14 protein-coding genes are annotated in these 21,974 nt (G+C 59.8%); 10 read left to right on the top strand and 4 right to left on the bottom strand.

Translation table 11 applies throughout. The annotated features are described in order from the left end of the window. The gene (locus EDB95_RS12995; RefSeq protein WP_133994235.1) at window positions 1-3,174 is read right to left on the bottom strand and encodes a SusC/RagA family TonB-linked outer membrane protein; all 3,174 of its coding nucleotides are present in this window, start codon (window positions 3,172-3,174) and stop codon (window positions 1-3) included. A gap of 148 nt (window positions 3,175-3,322) precedes the next feature. On the opposite strand from EDB95_RS12995, the gene EDB95_RS12990 reads away from it, so the two are divergent. The 3 genes from EDB95_RS12990 to EDB95_RS12980 are packed head-to-tail and all read left to right on the top strand — an operon-like array spanning window position 3,323 to window position 9,214. Continuing rightward, window positions 3,323-4,348, top strand: a complete 1,026-nt coding sequence (locus EDB95_RS12990; protein WP_133994234.1) for a LacI family DNA-binding transcriptional regulator — start codon at window positions 3,323-3,325, stop codon at window positions 4,346-4,348. A 55-nt stretch (window positions 4,349-4,403) separates the two neighbouring features. Further along, window positions 4,404-5,150 carry an SDR family NAD(P)-dependent oxidoreductase gene (locus EDB95_RS12985; protein ID WP_133994233.1) on the top strand — a complete coding sequence of 249 codons (747 nt, stop codon included), beginning with the start codon at window positions 4,404-4,406 and terminating at the stop codon, window positions 5,148-5,150. 29 nt (window positions 5,151-5,179) lie between these two features. Continuing rightward, a complete protein-coding gene (locus EDB95_RS12980) occupies window positions 5,180-9,214 on the top strand; it encodes a glycosyl hydrolase 115 family protein (RefSeq protein ID WP_133994232.1) in 4,035 nt (1,344 codons plus the stop codon). Here EDB95_RS12980 and EDB95_RS12975 read toward each other — a convergent pair. The 3 genes from EDB95_RS12975 to EDB95_RS12965 are packed head-to-tail and all read right to left on the bottom strand — an operon-like array spanning window position 9,190 to window position 12,650. Next, window positions 9,190-10,437 carry a PepSY-associated TM helix domain-containing protein gene (locus tag EDB95_RS12975; protein ID WP_133994231.1) on the bottom strand — a complete coding sequence of 416 codons (1,248 nt, stop codon included), beginning with the start codon at window positions 10,435-10,437 and terminating at the stop codon, window positions 9,190-9,192. The genes EDB95_RS12980 and EDB95_RS12975 overlap by 25 nt on opposite strands. 39 nt (window positions 10,438-10,476) lie before the next feature. Beyond that, a complete protein-coding gene (locus tag EDB95_RS12970) occupies window positions 10,477-10,887 on the bottom strand; it encodes a GNAT family N-acetyltransferase (protein WP_133994230.1) in 411 nt (136 codons plus the stop codon). Continuing rightward, a complete protein-coding gene (locus EDB95_RS12965; RefSeq protein WP_133994229.1) occupies window positions 10,884-12,650 on the bottom strand; it encodes a phospholipase D-like domain-containing protein in 1,767 nt (588 codons plus the stop codon). Before EDB95_RS12965 ends, EDB95_RS12970 begins: the two co-directional genes overlap by 4 nt. Window positions 12,651-12,743: 93 nt before the next feature. Here EDB95_RS12965 and EDB95_RS12960 point away from each other — a divergent pair, with 93 nt between their 5' ends. From EDB95_RS12960 to EDB95_RS12930, 7 genes are all read left to right on the top strand, one after another. After that, window positions 12,744-14,339 (top strand): sensor histidine kinase, encoded by a 1,596-nt coding sequence (locus EDB95_RS12960; RefSeq protein ID WP_133994228.1) that lies wholly within the window; start codon window positions 12,744-12,746, stop codon window positions 14,337-14,339. Further along, window positions 14,309-15,010 (top strand): LytR/AlgR family response regulator transcription factor, encoded by a 702-nt coding sequence (locus tag EDB95_RS12955; protein WP_133994227.1) that lies wholly within the window; start codon window positions 14,309-14,311, stop codon window positions 15,008-15,010. The genes EDB95_RS12960 and EDB95_RS12955 overlap by 31 nt, the downstream gene beginning before the upstream one ends. A 116-nt stretch (window positions 15,011-15,126) precedes the next feature. Then, on the top strand, window positions 15,127-15,825 hold the full coding sequence (locus EDB95_RS12950; protein WP_133994226.1) for an intradiol ring-cleavage dioxygenase: 699 nt from the start codon (window positions 15,127-15,129) through the stop codon (window positions 15,823-15,825). Next, window positions 15,822-16,352, top strand: a complete 531-nt coding sequence (locus EDB95_RS12945) for a hypothetical protein (RefSeq protein ID WP_133994225.1) — start codon at window positions 15,822-15,824, stop codon at window positions 16,350-16,352. The genes EDB95_RS12950 and EDB95_RS12945 overlap by 4 nt, the downstream gene beginning before the upstream one ends. 43 nt (window positions 16,353-16,395) lie before the next feature. Further along, complete coding sequence (locus EDB95_RS12940; RefSeq protein WP_133994224.1) at window positions 16,396-18,804, top strand: FtsX-like permease family protein; 2,409 nt, start codon at window positions 16,396-16,398, stop codon at window positions 18,802-18,804. 9 nt (window positions 18,805-18,813) lie between these two features. Further along, window positions 18,814-21,231, top strand: coding sequence for an ABC transporter permease (locus EDB95_RS12935; protein ID WP_133994223.1), 2,418 nt, complete (start codon window positions 18,814-18,816; stop codon window positions 21,229-21,231). A 25-nt stretch (window positions 21,232-21,256) separates the two neighbouring features. Next, window positions 21,257-21,958, top strand: a complete 702-nt coding sequence (locus EDB95_RS12930) for a DUF92 domain-containing protein (RefSeq protein ID WP_133994222.1) — start codon at window positions 21,257-21,259, stop codon at window positions 21,956-21,958. Window positions 21,959-21,974 lie beyond the last annotated feature (16 nt).

Genomic DNA, 21,974 nt, shown 5'->3' with positions numbered 1-21,974 from the left:
TTAGAATTTGAGGTTTAACCCCACGTTAAACTGGCGGGTGGAGGGATTGTTGGCGTTGACACTGACCTGGCGGCTGGGAGAAGGCGTGGTGCCCCCGGCATTGGCGGTCGTGACCGACCCGCCGTAGCCGTTCCCTTCGGGATCGGGGCCGTATCCTTTTTTGACAAAAGGCGCCCAGATGATAAAGGGATTTTCCGCCGTGGCATATACCCTCAGGGAGCTGATGCCGATGTGGCCGAGGACCCTGGAGGGGAAGGTATACCCGAGGTTGATGCTGCGCATTTTGATAAACGACCCGTCGGTATACCCCAGCGTCGAGCCCCAGATGATCGACTGGAGGCTGGCGTCGGGCGCGGGGAAGTCGTTGGTGGGGTTGGTCCGGGTCCAGTAGTTCACCTTGAGCTGGTTGGCCCGGCTTTGCATAAAGAACGGATACCCGTTGGCGCCCCCGTCGTCGGTGATATAGGGGACTTCCACCATCTGGCCCATCCGCGCAAAGATGACAAAGGTGAAGTCGATATTTTTATACGTCATCCGGCTGGTAAAACCGCCTTCCCATTTGGGTTGGAAATTGCCGATGATCTGGCGGTCGTTGGCGTCGATCTTGCCGTCATGGTTGAGGTCCTGGACCTTGATCTGACCCGGGTACTGGACCGGCGAAGTCTGGGCAGCGAGCTTCCCGCTGATGGAGTCGGAGGTCTGCCAGATCCCGATCTTTTTCAGGTCATAGATCACCGACAGCGGTTGACCGACGAACCAGCCGTCGACAATATCCTGTTTGACACCCGGCGCGGTCAGCTGGACGACTTTTTCGCGGTTGAGGTAGAAGTTGACGTCCGTGGACCAGGTAAAGTTCCGGGCCTGTATATTGATGGTGGACAGCGCGATCTCTATCCCTTTGCCCGAGGTCTTCCCCAGGTTGGCAATGGTGGTACCGGCCCCATTGCTCGGCGGCAGGGTCTCGCTCAGGAGGATGTCTTTGGTCGCCTGGTGATACACGTCGATGCTCCCCGTGATCCGGCTTTTGAGAAAACCGAAGTCCACGCCGATGTTGGTTTGCGCGGTGGATTCCCAGTGAAGGTTGGGGTTGGCAAGGTTGGTCACCACATAGGTGCCCTGCTGACCCGCGGTGGTGGTCCCGAAGTTGTACGTGCTCGTCGTGAGCGCGCCCAAGGTGGAATACGGGTCGACGCCCTGGTTGGAGGTGATCCCCCAGCCGCCCCTCAGTTTCAGGTTGGTCAGCACGCGCGAGGTGCCGGCCATGAATTTCTCGTTGGTCAGGTTCCAGCCGCCGGCCAAAGCGGGGTAAACGAAGTATTGGTGACCCTGGGACAACACCGAAGCCCCGTCCTCGCGGACCGTGGCCGTCAGCAAAAAGCGGTTGTCGTACGCATAGTTGACCCGGCCCATATAGGAGATCAGTCCGCGTTCCGCCCAGGTGCCCGTGCCCGCCGTGACCGTGTTGGCCAGGGCGAGGTTGGTGTTTTGGATGTAGTCCGCGGGGATGCCGGTCCCGGTAAAGGAGCTGGCGTCGGTATGGTCTTTTTGCACGCTATACAAACCGGTAAAGGTGAGCCGGTGTTTCTCCGCAAACGTCTTGTCGTAGGTCAGGAGGTTTTCGATCGTATAGCGCCAGGACTGGGAATTACCCACGGACTCGGAAGCGGCAGCGAGCGATGTATTGTTTTGAACAAAAGTATTGGGCCCGCTATAATTGTCGCTCTGTGTTTGATAGTAGTCCAAACCGACGTTGATCCGGTATTTTAAACCGGGCATTATGGCCCATTCGCCGTACAGGCTGTTAAACGTCCGGAGCGTCCGCGCCCGGGCGAGGATGGCGACGGCGTCGGTCTTTAACGTAAGGGGGTTGACAAACGCGGCGTCGATCGACCCCACCAGCGGGTGCAGGTTGAGCGACCCGTCCGGGTTGTAGGGCGACGTCAGCGGGCTAAACCGCATGATCCCACTGGGCACCCCGCTCCCCCCCGGTGTATTGGCGACCTGGAGGGAGTTCATCGTGGCGATCCCGATTTTAAGGTGGCTGCTCATATTATGGTCCAGCGTGGTCCCCAGCGCAAACCGCCGGAAGTTCTGGTTCGGAATGATCCCGTTTTCATTATAGTACCCCACGTTCAACCCGTATTGCGTCCCCTCGGTACCGCCGGAGATGTTGAGCTGGGTGGATGTGGTCGTCGCCTTTTGATAGATCAGCTTTTGCCAGTCGGTGCTGGTGCCGGCCGCCAGCCCCGCCTGCTCCGCATTGGTGAGTGCGTAAGAGTTAACGCCGGTTCCACCCGCGGAACGGTTATAGGTGCCCGCGTCCGTTTTGAACTGCGCATATTCTTTGCCGTCAAATACATGGTATTCACCAAGGATGCTGGAGACCCCGAAATAGGTGTTGACGCTCGTGACCGCCTTTCCAACGCGGCCGCGCCGGGTAGTGACGAGGATGACGCCCCCCGAGCCCCTGGATCCGTAGATCGCCGTGGCGGAGGCGTCCTTTAAGATGTCCAGGCTAACGATGTCGTCCGGGTTAAGGTCGTTGATGCTTCCCCCATAAGGGATCCCATCCACCACCAACAGCGGTTGGTCAAGACCGTCACTCGCGGACTGGGTCGTCGCCAGGGAACGGTTGCCCCGGATGCGGATCTGGCCGCCCCCACCAGGGGTGGCGCTGTTGGAGATGATGTCCACCCCCGCCGCGCGGCCCTTGAGCTCGCTGATCACGTTGGCCGTGGGCACCTCCTGGAGGGCCGCCCCGCTGACCGACACCACCGAACCCGTGACATCCCGTTTGCGCTGGGTCCCGTAACCCACCACGATCACCTGGTCCAGGGAGGTGTTGGATACTTCCAGGGATACCTGGAGCGGTGTTTGGCTCCTGAGAAAAGACCGGGCGTCCACCTCGTGGGGTGTATACCCTACCGACGTAATCACAAGGATGTCATTGGGCTTCGCCCGGATCACGAAATTACCCGACCCATCGGTCACGACGCCCCGGTTGGTCCCCTTGACCTGTACCGACGCGCCCGCCAGGGGCGTGCCCGTGACGGAGGTCACGTGTCCCCGAACCTCCTGTTCAACCGCGCGGGCCTTTTGCTGGGCCTCGGTTGTCGTGAAAAAAAGCAGTAGTATGGGCAGGAGCAGTCGCCCGGCAAAAAGTTTTGGCAGCATAGTCAATCGTTTTGTTTAGAAACCGAAGGTTTTGTGGAAACTAAAGTAGACAAAAAAACGAAAAAATGTAACCGATTACAATTTTTTTCATAAAAAAGTACGTCCTTCATCCTATCTTAGTGCAGCAACCGATTTGATTGATGATGCTATGGATCAGGATAAAGACGTAACTATATATGACCTCGCCCGGGTGTTGAATATCTCCGTAGCGACGATCAGCCGTGCATTAAAGGACGATCCGGTCGTTAGCAAAAAGACCAAAAAGAAGATCCTGGACCTGGCGGAGGAAATGGGCTATCGGTCCAACCACTTCGCCCGGAACCTGCGCAACCGGAGGACCCACATGATCGGCGTGATCATCCCCCGGGTGAACAGTTATTTCATGTCCACGGTCATCGCGGGGATCGAAAAGGTCACCAACGAGGCCGGTTACAACCTGATTATCAGCCAGTCGTCCGAATCCGTCGCCAAGGAAATCCAGTGCGTCCGGACCATGTTCAACAACCGGGTCGACGGCCTTCTCGTGTCCCTGGCCTATGACACCACCGACACGAGCCACTTCGACCTTTTCCAGCGGAAGTCCATCCCCTTCCTGTTTTTCGACCGCGTTGCGGAAGACAACCGCTGGGCTAACGTATTGATCGACAACAGGAAAGCAAGCTACGAAGTCACCAGCCACCTGATCGCGCAGGGCTGCCGGCGGATCGTCCACGTCACGGCGAATTCCAAAAGCAACGTCTACAGCGACCGGATACTGGGATACAAACAGGCATTGGCCGATCATCACCTTCCTTTTGCCGAGGAAAACATCATCCGGAATACTCTCAGCCAGGAAGCGGGGGGCGATGCTGCCGCTTTTATCCGGCAGATGGATCCCCTCCCCGACGGTGTCTTCGTGGCCAACGACAACTGCGCCGTCGGCTGTCTGCTGGCCCTGAAACGCAGCGGGTTACGCATTCCGGAAGACATCGCCATCGCAGGGTTCAACAACGACCCGGTCTCCACCGTGGTCGAGCCCAACCTCACGACCGTCAACTATCCCGGTTATGAAATGGGTGTGGTCGCCGCAAGGAACCTCATCCACCACCTCAACGGGACGTCCGGTATCGAAGTGACCAACACCATTTTGTTAAAGGCGGAGCTGATCGTCCGGGCATCCACCCAAAGAGGCTAATCAGTGGCTCCCTTATGTAACCGATTACATTAATATTCATTCTGAAACGATAGAGATGGACAAAAGTCAACAAACAGCCATCGTCACTGGTGGAGGCTCAGGTATAGGAAAAGCCATTGCCGAATCATTTATGAAAGCCGGGATCCACACCGTCATTCTCGGCCGCGACCTCCACAAGCTAAAGACCATGCAAGACCGGTGGGGAGGCTTGTGTACTACCCTGGAATGCGACCTTACCCGGCTCGACACCCTCCCCGCCGTGGTGGCCCGGATCGAAGCCCTCCGCGGGCGCATCGACATCCTGGTCAACAACGCCGGGATCAACATGAAAAAGGATTTTACCGAGGTCACCGACACCGAATTCCAGGGCATCCTCCTGACCAACGTCACCGCCGTGTTCGCCCTCTCCCGGGAAGTCGTCAAAGTGATGCTGAAACACGGCGCCGGCGCCATCCTCAACATCAGCTCCATGGCGTCCCAATACGGCATCCCCAAGGTGACCGCCTACACCGCGTCCAAAGCCGCCATCGAAGGCATGACGCGCTCCATGGCCATCGACCTCTCTCCCTTAGGGATCAGGGTCAACTGTATCGCCCCCGGCTTTATCCGCACCGACATGTCCGCCAAGGCCCTCGACCAGGACGCCGAGCGCAAGCAAAAGGTGTTGTCGCGGACGCCCATGGGGAACCTGGGGGAGCCTTCTGATATTGGGGAAGCGGCGCTCTTCCTGTGCTCGGAAGGGGCAAGGTATATCACGGGCGTGGTGCTGCCCGTTGATGGGGGGAACTCCGTCGGTTTTTAATGCACGCATAACCCTTAAAGCTTTGCTATATGAACCGCCTTTTGTTTTTGCTTGTCTGCATGAGCTTTGGCGCCGCCAGGGGCGTGGCGCAGGACCCCGGCGCCGCCGCGGGGCCGGACCTCGTCACCTTTCACCCCGCGCCCGGGGCCTTTCCCCTGACGGGGACCCCGATCCTCGTCGACAGCGCGGATGACTGGGTCGTGCAACAGGCGGGGCAGTGGCTGGCGGGCGACCTGCAAAAGGTGACGGGGCAGGCGTCGGCGGTGGTGCCCGGCGGCCCGGGGCAGGTGCCTCCGGCGACCGCGGACGGACACGCGACGGCGGGCGCGATGAACATCGTTGTTATCGGCACGCTGGAAAAGTCGCAGCTCATTCGGCGGCTGGTCACCTCAGGCAAGCTGAAGACGTCCACCCTCAAGGGCCAATGGGATGCCTTTTCCATACAGGTGGTGCCCCACCCCTTCAAGGGCGTGGACAAAGCCCTTGTCATCGCCGGCAGCAATAAAAGAGGCGCGACGTATGGGGCGCTGGAACTGTCGCGGGAGATGGGCGTGTCACCCTGGTACTGGTGGGCGGACGTGCCGGTACGGCAGCAGCCCGCGGTGTTTGTGCAGCACCTGCCCTACAACTCCGGCGCGCCGGGGGTGAAGTACCGGGGGATCTTTATCAACGACGAGGCGCCCGCTTTTTCGGGCTGGACCCGGGCGACGTTTGGCGGGGTCAACCACCAGGTCTATACGCGAATATTCGAACTCCTACTGAGGTTGAAGGCAAATTTTCTTTGGCCGGCCATGTGGGGAAACGCGTTTAATGATGACGACACGCTCAACCCGGTCCTCGCGGACCGGTATGGGATCGTCATGAGTACGTCTCACCACGAGCCCATGCTCCGGGCGCAACAGGAATGGAAACGCTACGGGTCGGGGCCCTGGAACTATGAGACCAACGCCAAGGTCCTCCAGGATTTTTGGCGAAAAGGCATCGGGAACATGGGTACGCACGAAAGCGTCGTCACCATCGGGATGCGCGGGGACGGGGACAAGCCGATGTCCGAGGGGAGCAACATCGAGCTCCTGGAGCGGATCGTAGCCGACCAGCGCCAGATCATCCACGAGGTGACGGGGAAAAATCCCGCGGACGTGCCCCAGGTCTGGGCGCTGTATAAAGAGGTCCAGGACTATTATGACAAGGGGATGCGCGTCCCGGACGACGTGACGCTCCTGTTGTGTGACGACAACTGGGGTAACCTCCGCAGGCTGCCTCCGGTGGGCGCTCCCCATCGGAAGGGGGGCTATGGCATTTACTATCACTTCGACTATGTGGGTGGCCCCCGGAACTACAAATGGCTCAACACGAATTCCATCGCGCGCACCTGGGAACAGATGCGCCTGGCGTACGACCACGACGTGCGCCAGATCTGGGTGGTCAATGTGGGAGACCTGAAGCCCATGGAATACCCAATCAGCTTTTTCCTTGACTATGCCTGGGATCCCGCGCACTGGGACGCCGCCAAGGTCGCCGCTTATGCGCGCCGCTGGGCAACGGAACAGTTTGGACCGGAGCACGCCGTGGCCATCGGCCACCTGCTGGAGCGCTATACTTTTTTCAACAGCCGGCGCAAGCCCGAGTTGCTGGCACCGGATACCTACAGCCTCCTTCACTACCGTGAGTCGGAAAAGGTGACGGCGGCCTATGATCTTTTGCGCACCCAGGCCGAGGCGCTGTATGCCACGCTGCCTTCCGATCAGAAAGATGCTTTTTTCGAACTGGTGCTTTTCCCGATCCAGGCGTGTGCCAACCTGGGGGACCTGTATGCTCATGCGGGGCTCAACAATTTGTATACCGCCCAGGGGCGGGCGTCGGCCAACGACCTCGCCGACAGCGTCAAGGTCGATTTTATACGGGACTCCTTACTGTCCTATCAATACAACCACGACCTCGCAGGTGGCAAATGGATCCACATGATGGACCAGACGCACATCGGCTATACGTACTGGCAGGAGCCACGCAGGAACACCATGCCGAAAATTTCGGTTTTGGCATTGCCCTCCAGCCCGCTTATGGGTGTTGCGGTCGAAGGCTCGGACGCCTGGTGGGGAGAAGGTGAACCCGCCCGCATCGCAGACAGCGCGGGGGGCGCGGCCGTCTTCCGGGTGGTCAACCGGCCCGGGGACCCCAATGGTTTTGAGGGCGCGCATGGGGTGCTTTCGGGTGTGCCGGCTGCCCCGGCCACCGGGGTGGCGGTGTTGCCGTGGTTTACGGTGTATTTGCCGCAGCGGCATTATATCGACATTTTTAACCGGGGAACGGAGCCCTTCGATTATACGGTGACGGTGAGTGCACCGTGGGTGCGGGTGTGGGCGGCGGGCCCGGTGGCCGCGGGCGGGCGATTTGCGGCTGACGGCGGTGCAGTGCCCGCGGCAGGCGGCGCAGCGCCAGTGGCCCGCGGTCGTGTGACCACAGAGCAGCGGCTATGGGTCGCCGTTACCAAGGACGCCCCCCCGGGCGCCTCCAGCGCGACCGTGACCATCACCTCCTCGACGGGAAAAAGCGTCACCGTCCGCCTGATGGTCCAGGGCCGCGTCTCCGGCAATGTCCCAACGGAGGGTTTTGTCGAAAACGACGGCTACGTCGCGATGAACGCGGCGCACTATACGAAGGCCGCGGGCAACTGGATGCGTATAGACGGCGTGGGAAAGGTCGGAGCAGGCATGACCGCCTCCACGGGCGACGACGCACACCTCGACTACCCTTTTTATATTTTTGATACCGGCAACGCCACCGTGCAATGCTACTGCTCCCCCACCCTTAGCTATGAAGGTAAGGGCGGACGGCGGTTTGCGGTGTCGGTGGACGACGGTGCGCCGGTCACCCTTTCTTTGCCGGCGGAGCAGGAAGGCCCGGTGTGGAACAAGATGGTGGCGGACAACATCAGCATCGTTTCACACACGGTCCGGATCGACCGTTTCGGCGCACACGTGCTGCACTTCTGGAAGGTCGACCCGGGTGTCGTTTTGCAAAAGCTGGTCATCGACCTCGGCGGCGCCCGGCCCTGCTACTTGGGTCCCCCCGAAACGCCGATGCAACCGGGGCTAAAGGACTATTTCCGGGACGAATTTCCGATAGGCGTGGCCGTTACACCGCGCGACCTGGGCAATCCGCTGGTGCTGGCGCAGTTTAACAGCCTCACCCCGGAAAACGCCATGAAGATGGCGCCCATCCACCCCGGCCCGGCCCGGTATAATTTTGTGGCGGCCGATACGATTGTTGCTTTTGCACAGGCTCATGGGCTGCGCGTCCGGGGTCACAACCTGTGCTGGCACGAACAGGTGCCCGCGTGGATGTTTGCGGACAACCCGACCAAAGAGCAGCTTTTGCAGCGTCTGCACGACCACATCACGGCGGTGGTCAGCCGCTACAAAGGCAAGGTCTACGCCTGGGATGTCGTCAACGAAGCCATCGCGGACGACAGCACCCAGTTCCTCCGCGACTCACCCTGGTTCCGGATCTGCGGCGAGGATTTTATCAAACAAGCCTTTGTCTACGCGCACGCCGCGGATCCCCAGGCCCAGCTTTTTTACAACGACTATAACACCGAGCGGCCCGAAAAGTGTGAGCGCGTCTACCGTCTCCTCAAAGACCTCGTCGACGAGGGTATTCCCATCACCGGCGTCGGTCTCCAGGCGCACTGGTCGCTCTGGGAGCCGACCCCGGCAGACCTCCGCGCCGCCATCGAACGCTTCTCTTCCCTGGGGCTGAAAGTGCAGTTTACCGAAATCGATATGTCCCATTACCCCTGGGAAAAGAACCGCCGCACCCGCCTTGCCACCGACGACGACACCTTTACCGCGGCACTCAGCGCCCGGCAAGCGCTGCAATACAAAACCGTTTTCGACATTTTCAGGGAATATGCTCCCGTCATCAACGGGCTCACGTTTTGGAACGTCAGCGACGCGCACACCTGGCTGGACAACTATCCGGTGCCGGGGCGGAAGAATCATCCACTTTTGTTTGATGGGGAGGGGGAGGCGAAAGAGGCTTATTGGGAGGTGATCGATGAATAACGATTTGGCCCGCGCGCTGCGGGCGGGCTCGTGGCCCGTGGGCGCTTTCTTTTTTTGCCCCACCACACCAGGAACCCCGTCACCGGCAGGCTTGCGCAGACGAGGCTGATGATAAAGGCAAGTAGCTTACCGACCAGGCCGCCGATGGCTCCGACGTGGATGTCGTAATTCATGTTAAGGAGCTTGTCGCCAACGGTTCTTTCAATAAAGTTGATGCGTTTTAAAAGCCTGCCCGTGCGGCGGTCGAAGAGGAGGTCGTCGCGGTCGTAGTAGGTCCGGCAGCCCCTGTAGCCGTTTATCGCGATCGTGCTGTCGCGGTCACCCGGGGGGGTGAGACCGATGCGGCGCGCGTCCGGGAGGAGGGTCTTTGCGCGGGCGAAGGCGGCGTCCAAGGGGTCGGGGGCTGCGTTGGAGTTTAGGGTCATTGTTGCGCCGGGGTCAACGATAGCGGCAGTCGTCTGCGCAGCATGAACCGGGGTCCCGGCTGCGGCCACCGCCTGTGCGCGCGGAGCAGCAACCACGTGCTCCCGCCCGATCGCGCCAACCCACCGCGACATCCAGCCGAAGGCAAACACCAACCCGGTCAGCGCCATCACGAGCGCCAGGAGCAGGACGTAAAAACCCAACACATTATGGAGGTCGTAGTTAAGCCGCTTAAACCGGGCGCCCCACTTAATGGAAAAGCTTTGCCGCCGGGCCGCCCGAGTCCACCGTTTTGGCCACCAGAGCACAAGCCCGGTGAGCAGCAGCACCACGAAGACAATGGTGCTCCACCCCACGATGGGTTGCCCGTATCGGGTATTGAGCAAAAGACTCCAGTGGAGGTATTTTACAAGGAAAAAGAAGTCGTGTTTATAATCCCGGCTCCCCGTGATCCGGCCGGTGTGCGGATCGATAAAAACGGAACGGTAATACACCAGCGTGCCGAAGTACGTGAGGGCGTCGGGGTTTTCTTTGTAAGACATGAATTCCCAGGCGCGGGCCGGATCGGCGTAGGTCGTCACGTTGTTGACGGGCGTGCCGAGTGCGGCGCGGGCGTGCGTTAGGAGTGTACTCAGGGGGAGAGCCGTAGTCGACGGTGTCACGAAGAACCGGTCCTTATACCATCCATCCGACACCTCCTGCTGGAAGACAAAAAGACAACCGGTGAGGCTGACCAACAAAACCACCAACCCGGAGGCGAGTCCGAGCCATAGGTGTATGCGGCCGATCCAGTATTTCATCGGTGCAAAACTATCGCCGGCGATTATGCGCGCGCGCCGCTACCGGGAAATCGTGTTGCGAGATGGGGAAAAAGCACGGTAAAGTACGTGTTCCTGCAACCAGTGCCCTCCCGGAAGCCGGGGATGAAGAAAGGTGCCGGTTTTTTCCATGCCGATGCGTTGCATCACGCGTTCGGAGGGGGTGAAAAAAGCCTCGAACCCTGGGTGGGCGAAACCGGTAAAGCCGATAAAATCCCCCGATCCCTTGAGGGCTACGGCAAACAAGCCGTAGCCCTGGGATTGGAGGTCGTTTTGCATTTTTTCGATGGAGGCCAGGCTATCTTCCGGAGCCGCCAGACCGGGGAAGTACCGGCGTACGTCCGGATCCAGGTTCATCCGGATGTAGGGTTCGGTATCTGTTTCGAGCCAGTCCCGGAGCAACAGCCGATCGGTTTCCAGGTAGACGGTCATTTGAACAACGTCCTTTCCCGCGTGTGGTAGTCGTTGGGATCATAGTAGGAGGTGGCCCAGGCGTCGGTGGCGGCGAGGCTCATCGTGGCGGGGTTGGTGGTGTCTTCTCCACCTTGTTTGGAATGGAGGTCGCGGAAGTCGAAGTGGTCCACGAGGTCCAGGGCCTCGATGGCAAAAGCCGTGGCGACGTCGGTGTCGTGGATCTCGATGAGGTTGTCTCCGTTTTGTTCTTCCCCACCCAGCGCGAGGTTGGAGGACCCCAGCCATACGACGGCGGACGCGGTGTTGAAACCACAGACGATAAATTTGTCGTGGACCTGGTGCCCAAGGCCGATGGACGCTTCTTTGTCAAAAGGCGGCGGCAACAGCACCTGGGAAGGCTTTCCGGTGACGGCGATCCCCGCCGGGTCGTTGGGCTTATACAGGCTGATGTTATTGGTGGAGTCCGAAATACCGGCGTTGTATACGGTCTGTTTGCTGTGCAGGGCCACCAGGGCCGGGATCAGGGGGCCGGAAGAAGTGGGGCCCGTATCCATTACGGCAAAAAGGACGCTGCTGGTTTCCTGGTTGACCCGGTCGGCAATCTTTTGAAGGTTGGACTGGGCGAAGGCGGCGGCATGGGGCGCGAAGGTGACGCTCGCCGCGGATATGCCGGGTAGTTTTAAGGTCATGGACTGGGTCCCGGAGGCGGACTGAACAAAAGCCGTTTCAGACGTCCGGTCGTTCCAGGCCTCGGCGAACATATTGCTGTAAGTGGTGGCGACGCCGGGGTCATTGAACAGGATGACGTGGTTGGAGTTGACATACATCCCGGTGACGGAGAAATTGGTGGAACCGGACAACACCTTTACGGCCTTCCCCGCCTTCTTCACGATGAGGATCTTGTTGTGCTGAAAGCGCCCGAATTTCCCCCGGAGGCAATAGGCGTTGCCCGTTTTGACTTTGTTGAACTGGTCCTCAAACTCGTCTTCCGGTTTATCCCTTTTGGCATCGGTGTGGAGGCTGGCGTTGTCCAGGATGAGGCTGATCCGCCCCTGGGCGGCGAGCTTGAGCAGGATGTTGAGCACGTCCGGCTCGTCCAGGTCATACGCCAGCATATCCAGCGCGAGGCTCGAATCATTCAGGACCTCGTTCAGGACGTCGAAAATCATGGTCCTGGCCGTCGACCCGCACCATGCATATTCCTGGGCAAAAGAAAACGACTGCCCGCTGGAATTGGTCCCCGCGCTGGCGCTGGTGTCGTATAGGAGACCATGTCCCTTGGGTTTGAAAAGCGCGTTCACGCCAAAGTGGTGGACAAACGCCTGGGACTGTACAAAACCCCTGGTGAAGCCCAACGCGACGTTCCCCTTGACAAAGGGTTGTACCGGGATCGTCACTTTGACCGACAGACCCGGGTCGATCAGCTGGAGACCGCCCGCGGGATCAAAGTACCGGGGGGTCACCTGGTATACATAGTTTCCGTAGGTCACCTGGTCTCCCTGGTGGAAGTTCCCCGGCACATGGGTCCAGCGGAATTTCTGGATGGGCGCGTTGGCGGAAGACTGGGCCGGCTCCGTGGCCACCTGCGCCTTGCCCGGTCCCCCCTGGAGGGTCAACTGGTTATAGATAAAAAACGGCTGGCTGCCCGGGGGCGTGTACGCAATCGTAAAACCCGCCAGCCCCTTTGTCTGGGCTTGCGGGAGGTCAAAGGCCAGGAGGGTCTTTGCGTCCCCCTGGTAGGCCTTTACGGTAAATCCATTGTTGTTGGAGGTGCTAAACATGCAGTTTTTTTATGGGGCATTATAGGAAACATTGGCTGTACCTACAAGGGTGTTTTTCCGGTATTCGCATTAATTTATTATAAATTTACCGGGATGAATGGCAAAACCTCGCCCGTCCTGATCCATGTCCTGGGCTGTCTTCTTTTCCTGGCCCTTCCCATCCTGTTTGCCCCGGAAACCACCGGTCTTTCCACCACGCTCCTTAACAGGCCGACCCAGCGCGACCTCCTTTCGTACGTCCTCCTGATCGGTCTGTTCTACGCCAACTATGGGTGGGGGGTGCCCCGCTTTTACTTCAAAAAGCGGTATCTCCTTTTTGGGGGGATCAATCTTCTTTGCCTGGTGCTGATTATTTGGTTGCCGAATGTGGTGATCCCGGAGGAGCGCGGGCCTTCCGCGGTTGCGGCGGCCCGCGGGGCTGCACGGCCCGGCGGGCCCGCTGGGATGGCGGTGCCGGGTGCGGCAGGCGGCACCGCAGCACCGGCGGCGACAAGCGCCGCTGCGCGAACAGACGAAGCGGCACGCGCCGCAGCGCCAGGCGGGGCCGCAACGCCGGGGGCGACGAGCGGCGGCGCACGGTCGGCCGGGACGGCTCCCTCCGCAACGCCGGGGGACGATGTCCCGGCCGGCAGGTCGCAGCCGCCTCAGGGCGGCCCGGGCGGCCCGCCCCCGGATGAGGGGCATGGGCCGGGTGGGCCGCAGCCCGGTGGCGGATCGGGCGCGGATGGGCCGCAGCCAGAGGCAGGACAAGGGCCCGGTGGGCCGCCGCCTGGCGGCGGATCGGCGGGAGCCTCGCGACCCGGCGCGAACGACCCTGCGGGAGCGGCAACTGGGCGCGGCCCAAGTGGCGCTAAAGACCCTGCGGGGGTGGAACCCGGGCGCAGCCCTGGCGGCGCCGGGCCCAGTGGCGGGTCGGTGGGCGCCTCGCAAGCCGGCGCGGAAGGCGCCGCGGGCTCGGTGCCCGGACGCGGCCCCGGCCCCGGCGGCGCTCCGACGCTCGCCATAGAGGTCAGCCACCACCTCTTCCTATTCCTTGGCTGCATCGTGTTTGCGCTGGCGCTGCGGTTTAGCGAGCGGTGGAAGCAGACGGAGCGGGAGAAGCTCCAGGCGGAGCTGGCGTATCTGAAGGCGCAGGTCAACCCGCACTTTTTGTTCAATACGCTAAACGGGGTGTATGCGCTGGCGCTGGAAAAATCGGACAAGGCGCCGGGGGCGATCGCGCGGCTGGCGGCGATGATGCGGTATGTGTTGCACGAGGCGGGGCGGGAAAGGGTGCCCCTGGACAAGGAGATCGCTTACATCCGCGACTATATGGCGCTCCAGGAGGTGCGGTTTGACGGGAGCGTCCACCTGGCCCTTACGGTCGAGGGGGATCCGGGGGGAAAAAAGATCGCGCCCCTGGTCCTCATCCCCTTTATCGAAAATGCGTTCAAGCATGGGGTTAACCCGGAGGAGGACAGCCGCATCGACATCCGCCTGACGATCGGGCGAGACGACCTTCGGATGGAGGTGGTCAACAAAAAAGTACACGTGCTGCTGACGGACGCGGAACAAAGCGGGCTCGGCATCGCCACGACCCGGGAGCGGCTGCGGTTGCTTTACCCGGGGGCGCATACGCTGGAGATACGGAACAATTCTCTTGACTTTATCGTGTTGTTATGGCTGAAGCTACCCTCATCCGCGCCATAGCGGTGGACGACGAGGCCCCGGCCCTCCGGGTGATCGCGCGCCTTTGCGCCGAGGTGCCCTTTTTCCGGTTGGAAAAAACGTTTCAAAAACCGACGGAGGCGCTGGCGTGGTTGGAGCAGCATCCGGTGGATCTCCTTTTCCTTGACATACAGATGCCCTCCCAATCGGGCGTGGACTTATACAAAGCATTGTCCCCGGCGCCGCTGGTGATTTTTACGACCGCCCATAGCGGCTATGCGGTGGAGGGGTTTACCCTGAACGCCCTGGACTACCTGCTAAAACCCATCACCTTTGAGCGTTTTCGACAGGCGGCGGAAAAGGCGAGGGAATATATGGCGCTCCGGGCAACGAGCCCCGGGCCGGAGATGCTGGTGGTCCGGGCGGACTATGGCCAGGTTCCCGTGGCCCTTGCGGACATCGTTTTTATCGAGGGGTCCGATGACTATGCGCGTATTTACCTGGAGGGGCGAAAACCGCTGATCGTCCGCACCACGCTCAAAATGCTTCTGGACCGTTTGCCGGCGGCGGCCTTTCTCCGTGTCCACCGTTCCTTCATCGTTCCGCTCGCCCGCATTGAGAATGTGCGGAACAAAGTGGTCCATGTCGGGGGGAGGGAAATCCCGATCGGGGCGAGCTATGAGCGGGAGTTTTTCGAGCGGTTTAAGAAGTAGGCGCGCCACAGGGGCGGGAGGCGCCGACGGCGGGCCGCCCGAAAATTCACCGCAGAAAATGCCGCGTTCACCGCATCCCACCTCCCGCGTGGCGCGCGGCCGCTTAGCTTTGCCCGATGGAACGCAAACACTTCCTCCGCAACGGCGCCGGTTTGATCGGCCTCGTGGGTTTGGCGCCGCTGTTGCAAGACTGCAAAAAACAGCACGAAGCGACAAGCACAAGCAGCGACTGCACGGTCACCCCCCAGGAAACCGCCGGCCCCTATCCATACGACCTGAGCGCGGATTCGGCCATCTACCGGACGGATATTACGGAAGGCAAAACGGGGGTACCGCTGAGCCTGACCCTGACAGTGGTGAATACGAACAACGACTGCGCGGCGATAAAAGACGCGCGGGTGGACATCTGGCATTGCGATAAGGACGGGTATTATTCGGAATACAGCGTGTCGGGGTACCTGGGGACGGAGGACAATACAGGGAAAACCTTTTTGAGGGGCATACAAAGCACGGACGCCAGCGGACAGGTGAAGTTCACCACGATTTACCCGGGGTGGTATACGGGGCGGGTGACGCACATCCACGTGGAAGTGTATGTCAACTCCGTTTTGAAATCCACCACGCAACTGGCATTCCCGGAAAGCATCACCACGGCGGTGTATAATTCGACGCTCTATGCGGCGCATGGCCAGAATACGATCACGAATTCGACGGACCAGGTCTTCTCGGACAGTTATACGTCAGAACTGCTGACGATCACGGGGGACACGACCAACGGGTATACGGCCACTTTTCAATTGGGGGTTGCGTTATGAGTACGATCCGGCTGGCTTACCGGCAAATCATCGACGCCTCGGCGACGGGAGCTTTTGAGCAGGAAGTGTGGTACAAGACGCATGCGGAGTTTCGCATCCAGCAGCAGTCGTTTGCAAAGGGGTTGCCCCTGCACACGTGGGACGATATTCAGTTTGCTTTTCCAAAAGCCAAACCGGCCCTGCCGTTTAAATTGAGCTTTGCGTTGTCGGGTGCGATGCAAAAGCTGGGCGGGTTGATCCCGGGGCTGAAGGACCCGATGGGGGACGAGGTGGTGCCGTACCATCGTTACGTTTTCGACCTCCTGGCGTCGGATGCCAGGGAAATTAAAATACATAAGGTCAGTCTGACCTGGTTTTCCCAGGAACTGACGCTGCACCGGGCGATCGCGGACCACCTGTTGCTAAGTTATCTTGACCGAACGTTCCTGCTCCGTCTCCAGGACCGGTTGTCGATCGTGTCCTATGTATCGGAACCGGACACAAAGCGTATCGAAAACGGACAGTTCTTCGGATTGGACTCGTTGTAAATCAGCGAATACCGGGGTGGTACGGTTTTTTTCGTAGATAGGTATGCTGAAGCAATACCTTCTGACGGCCCTGCGGTCTTTCCGCCGGAACAAAGTATCTGCATTGATCAACGTGGCCGGTCTTGTGATCGGCATCTGCGCTTCCGTCGTCATCTTCCTGATCGTCCGTTACGACTTCGGGTTCGACAAGTTCGAGCCGGGGGTGGACCGGTTGTACCGGGTGGTGACGGATATGCGCATGAACGGGGAAAGCTATCCCAACGGCGGTGTGCCGGGCGTGCTCCCGGACGCGATCCGGACAGACCTGACGGGGGTGGAAACGGTGACGACGTTTTACGAACATGACGCGACCGTTTTGCCCGCCAAAGCGGCAAGACCGTTTAAGGGGCAAACGGATATTGTCTTTGCCGATGCCCACTATTTCCCGATGTTCGGGTACCGCTGGCTGGCAGGCGATCCGCACCAGGACCTGAAGGCGCCCGGGCAGGTGATCCTAACCGAAAGCCGGGCGAGGGTGTATTTCCCGGGGCTGACACCGGAGCAGGTGTTGGGGAAAACCATTGTATACGACGACACGGTCCATACGGCGGTCACCGGGGTGGTGGCCGATCTGACCCAAAACACGGACCTGCATTACAAGGAGTTTATCTCCTACCCTACCCTGACGGGACAGCTCAAAAATATCTGGTCGCACGAATGGAACAGCGTGTACGGCACCCAACGGTGTTTTGTCCGCCTGTCACCGGGGATGACCAAGGTGCAGGTGGACAAAGGACTGGCCAGGATCCGGGCCAGGTACGCCGACGATACATCCAGCGTATACTCGCTCCAGCCGATGAACGACCTTCATTTCAACGCCACGTACTATCCATTGGGCGCGCGGACAGCCAACAAGGCTGCGCTCTTCGGTTTGCTGGCGGCGGGCCTCTTCCTCTTGCTCCTGGCCTGTATCAACTACATCAACCTGACAACGGCCCAGGCCGGCCAGCGCGCGAAGGAAATCGGCATCCGCAAAACCATGGGGAGCACCCGCTGGCAACTGGTGCGCCGGTTCCTGGGGGAGACGCTTGTCCTGACGCTGCTGGCCACGGTCATTGGCGCGGCCCTGACCCCGACGCTGTTAAAAATATTTGCGGACTTTACCCCTGAGGGCATTGTCTTCCACCCGTTCGCAGCACCGGGCGTCCTGGCGTTCCTGGCGGCGCTGACCGTCGTGGTGAGCCTGATGGCGGGCTTTTACCCGGCCTGGGTGCTGGCGGGTTTGAAACCCATCGCCGTGCTAAAGAACCAAATGGGGGCCACCAAGTCACGCAAGGCCTGGCTTCGCAAAACGCTCACGGTTTTCCAGTTCGTCATCGCCCAGGTTTTTGTCTTAGGTACCCTGCTTGTATCCAAACAGGTGTATTACGCGCTCCACAAAGACCTGGGTTACCGGAAGGACGCCATCGTCTTTGTCAATCTTCCCTGGAATGTTTACGCGGCCGCGGACCACAGAAACCATACCCTGCTCAATAAGGTGAATACGCTGCCGGGTGTGGAATACGCCAGCCTGGGGGGGATGCCCCCCGCTTCGGACAACTACAACGCCATGGGCATTACCTACAAAGAGGGGCCACAGGAGATAAAGATACAGCCGGAGTTTAGGGAAGGAGACACCAATTACATCCGGGTCTATGGACTCCGGCTCCTGGCCGGGCAGAATCTCCCCTCAAGCGATACACCCAGGGAATACCTCATCAACCAGACGCTGGCGCGTACGCTGGGGTTCCGGGATCCCCACCAGGCGCTGGGGCACCATGTCCTTGATGGCGAAGACCACAGCCACCTCATTGTGGGCGTGGTCAGTGACTTCTATCAAACGTCGCTGCGCTCCCCGATCAAACCGTTGATGATCCATGGGGGCGATAACAATTCCTACACCCTCCACCTGTCCCTGCAAAAAGGCGCCGACTGGACAAAGACCATCGCCGGTATAAAAGCGGCGTATAAGACCCTATACCCGGACGACGACTTCGACTATACGTTCTTTGACAAAAGCATTGCAGCGATGTATACGACGGAACAAAACACGGCCCGGCTCCTCGCATGGGCGACCGGTTTGTCCATCGTTATTTCCTGTCTTGGGCTCCTGGGGCTGGTCTTGTTCACTACCCGTCAACGGACAAAGGAAATCGGCGTGCGGAAGGTCTTGGGGGCCTCGGTCGCCAGGATCGTCGCCTTGTTGAGCAGCGACTTCCTGAAATTGGTCGCGCTGGCCTTTGTCATCGCGGTTCCCCTTTCTTACTGGGGCATCCACGTATGGTTGGACAACTTTGCGGACCGGACAACCATCAGTTGGTGGGTGTTTGCCGCGGGGGGCGGGATCATTTTGCTGATGGCGTTGTTCACGCTGAGTTTCCAAACCATCCGCGCCGCCAAAGCCAACCCGGTAAAAAGCCTTAGATCTGAATAAGCCATTGATATGAAAAGATACTTCCGCATCGCCCTGAGAAGCCTTTCGAAAAACAGGGTTTTCTCGCTGATCAATATTACGGGTCTGGCCGTCGGCCTGGCGTGTTGCCTGCTGATGATGGCCTATATCGCCTGGGAAACGGGTTATGACCGTAACGCAAACCAGTTGTACAGGGTCGGGGTACAACTCAACCAAAACGGGGGCATAGCGGATTACCCGGACGTGGACGTGGCGGTGGGTGAGGGGATCAAGGAAGCGGTCCCCGGCGTACTGGCCTCGACCCGCATCCTTCAGGCCGCCGTTCCGATCGTCCACTATGGGGACAAACGTTTCAAGGAAACGAACATCGCGATGTGCGACTCCAACTTCCTCCAGTTGTTTTCCATCCCCCTGGTGGAGGGGGACGCGCGTACGGCCCTCGTGGAGCCGTCGAGCATGGTGATCACCAGGGCATTTGAGAAAAAGTATTTTGGCGGGGAGCCGGGCCTCGGAAAGACCCTGCTCCTGGCCGGTGGGGCCCCCTTCAAGGTCACGGGAGTCGTCGACAAGATACCGGACCAGACCCACTTTCATTTCGACGCCTTTCTCAGCATAACGAGCTCCCAGGGGATCATGCACAACCATACGTGGAGCAACATCGGGTTTTATACCTACCTGTTGCTGCAAAAGGGGGTGGACCCGAAAACGGTGGAACGGCAGCTCCCACCCCTTGTTGAAAAATACGTCGTACCGGAGGTCGTGCACGATATGGGGGTCAGCCTGGCCGAGGCCCGGAAATCGATCGACGCCTGGCACTTTTACCTGATGCCCGTCCGGGACATCCACCTTCAATCCCATACCAAGTATGAGCTGGAGCCGGGCGGGGATAGTCAATACGTCTACATCTTTGCGGCCCTGGCCGTATTTATTTTGTTGCTGGCCTGCGTCAACTTCACCAACCTGTCTACAGCGAGCTCTGCGGGCCGTTCCCGCGAGATCGGCATCCGGAAGGTCCTGGGGTCGATCCGGTCGCAACTGGTCACGCAGTTCCTGACGGAGTCCTTACTGTTGACCTTAGCCGCCATGCTCCTGGCCCTGGGTTTGGTCTGGCTGCTTCTTCCCTGGTTCAACCAGGTGTCCGGCAAAAGCCTTCCCTTTGGGTATTTCCTAAGCCCCGGCGCGCTGGCCACCGACCTGGGGCTGGTCGTCCTTGCCGGGTTCCTGGCGGGGGTCTACCCGGCTTTTTTCCTGTCCTCTTTCAAGATCCTCCAGGTCCTCCGGGGGAAGGCCGCTTCGGGCAGGCGCAGTACGCTCCGCAGCACGCTGGTCGTGTTCCAGTTTATCATTTCGACGTCCCTGATCATCGCCACCCTGATCGTCTACCGCCAGCTGTATTATATGCAACACAAAAAGCTGGGCTATGACAAGGACCAGGTCGTTTTCCTAAAGGACGCCTATGGTTTGCAAGCCAACCAGTACGCGTTTAAACAACACCTCCTCGCCGATCCCCGCGTCACTTCCGTAAGCCTGTCGAGGGACGTGCCTGTGGAACTGCCCGGGATGGGTTCGGACGGAACCGAGGTTTTTGCCAAGGAAAATAAAGACAACGAAACCGCGAGCGAGATCCACACCAACATTTTCCACGTGGACTACGACTATATAAAAACGCTGGGCATGACGATCGTTACCGGGCGAAACCTGTCGGCGGACTTCCCCGGCGACTCCAGCGCGGTCGTGATCAATGAAAGCGCCGTCCGGGACCTGGGGTATAAAAACAACCAGGTGGCCCTGGACAAAATCATCGTGGGCTCCGGTCAAAAGGAGTGGCACGTCGTCGGTATCGTGGAAGACTTCCACTACACCTCGGTCAAGCAAAAGATCGCGCCGCTGATGATGATGCTGGGGCACAATTTCGGGGGCGTCCTGATCAAGATCCATACCGGGGATGTCGAAGGGGTGCTGGACCACATCCGGACGGAATGGACCACCCTCAACAACCAGCTTCCTTTCGACTACTATTTCCTCGACGACCGGTTTGCGGCGCTGTATAGCCAGGAACAAAAAACGGGACAGATCTTTACCCTTTTTGCCGCCGTCGCCATCGTCATCGCCAGCCTCGGGCTTTTTGGCCTGGTTGCCTTTACGGTGGAAAAAAGGACAAAGGAAATCGGGATCCGGAAGGTCCTGGGGGCCAACGCGACCCAACTGGTCTTTTTGCTCGCGGGGGATTTCCTCCGTTTGGTGTCCATCGCCTTGGTCATCGCCATCCCGTTGACCTGGATGGCCATGCACCGCTGGCTGGAAAACTTTGCCTACCAGACGGGGATCGCCTGGTGGATCTTTGCGTTGGCGGGCATTTCCGCGCTGGGCCTGGCCTTGGTGACGATCAGCTTCCGGGCGATCCGGGCGGCCCTTGCCAACCCGGTGAAAAGCCTTCGCTCGGAATGAGGATTTTTTGTATCCTTGGGTTATCATGACCCAGGACATACCCGCCATTGTCATCGTCGGGGCCGGCGTCACGGCCGCCATTTATTGGAGAAAACTCACACCCGGGGCCGGTTTGACCGGGGGGCTGGTGGCTATGTTCATCTACACCGGGGCAGGGTACGCGGGGCTGGCCTTGCTGGCCACCTTTTTCGTCCTGGCCACCCTCGCCACCGCGTGGAGACGGGAAGAAAAACACAGCCCCTATTCAGGCGTCCGTCACCAGGAAAAACGCTACAGCGGCCAGGTCTTTGCCAACGGCGGCGTGGCCGCCCTCGCGGGCATATTGATGATCCTGCTGCCGGCCCAGCGGCCGCGCCTGTTTGTGGCCATGGCGGCGGCATTGTCGTCGGCCACCGCGGACACGCTGTCCTCCGAACTGGGGATTGTCTACGGCCGGAAGTTTATCAACATCATCACCTGGGGACCGGACACGGCCGGGATGGACGGGGTGATCAGCCTGGAAGGCCTGCTGACAGGGCTTTTCGGGTCCTGTCTGGTGGCCATCGTGTATGCCATGGGGAGCAGTTGGGGGCCGGGGGTGCTGGCCGTTGTTTTTGCGGGGACCGTCGGCAACCTGGCGGATTCGGTGTTGGGGGCGACCCTGGAGCGCCAGGGCAAGCTGACGAACAATATGGTCAATCTTTTGAACACACTTATAGCAGCCGCCCTGGGAGGGGTGCTCGGATGATCCGCAATATTCTCTT

Source organism: Dinghuibacter silviterrae (assembly GCF_004366355.1).
GTDB classification, from domain to species: Bacteria; Bacteroidota; Bacteroidia; order Chitinophagales; family Chitinophagaceae; genus Dinghuibacter; species Dinghuibacter silviterrae.
This window is presented reverse-complemented; position numbering and strand designations above follow the sequence as displayed.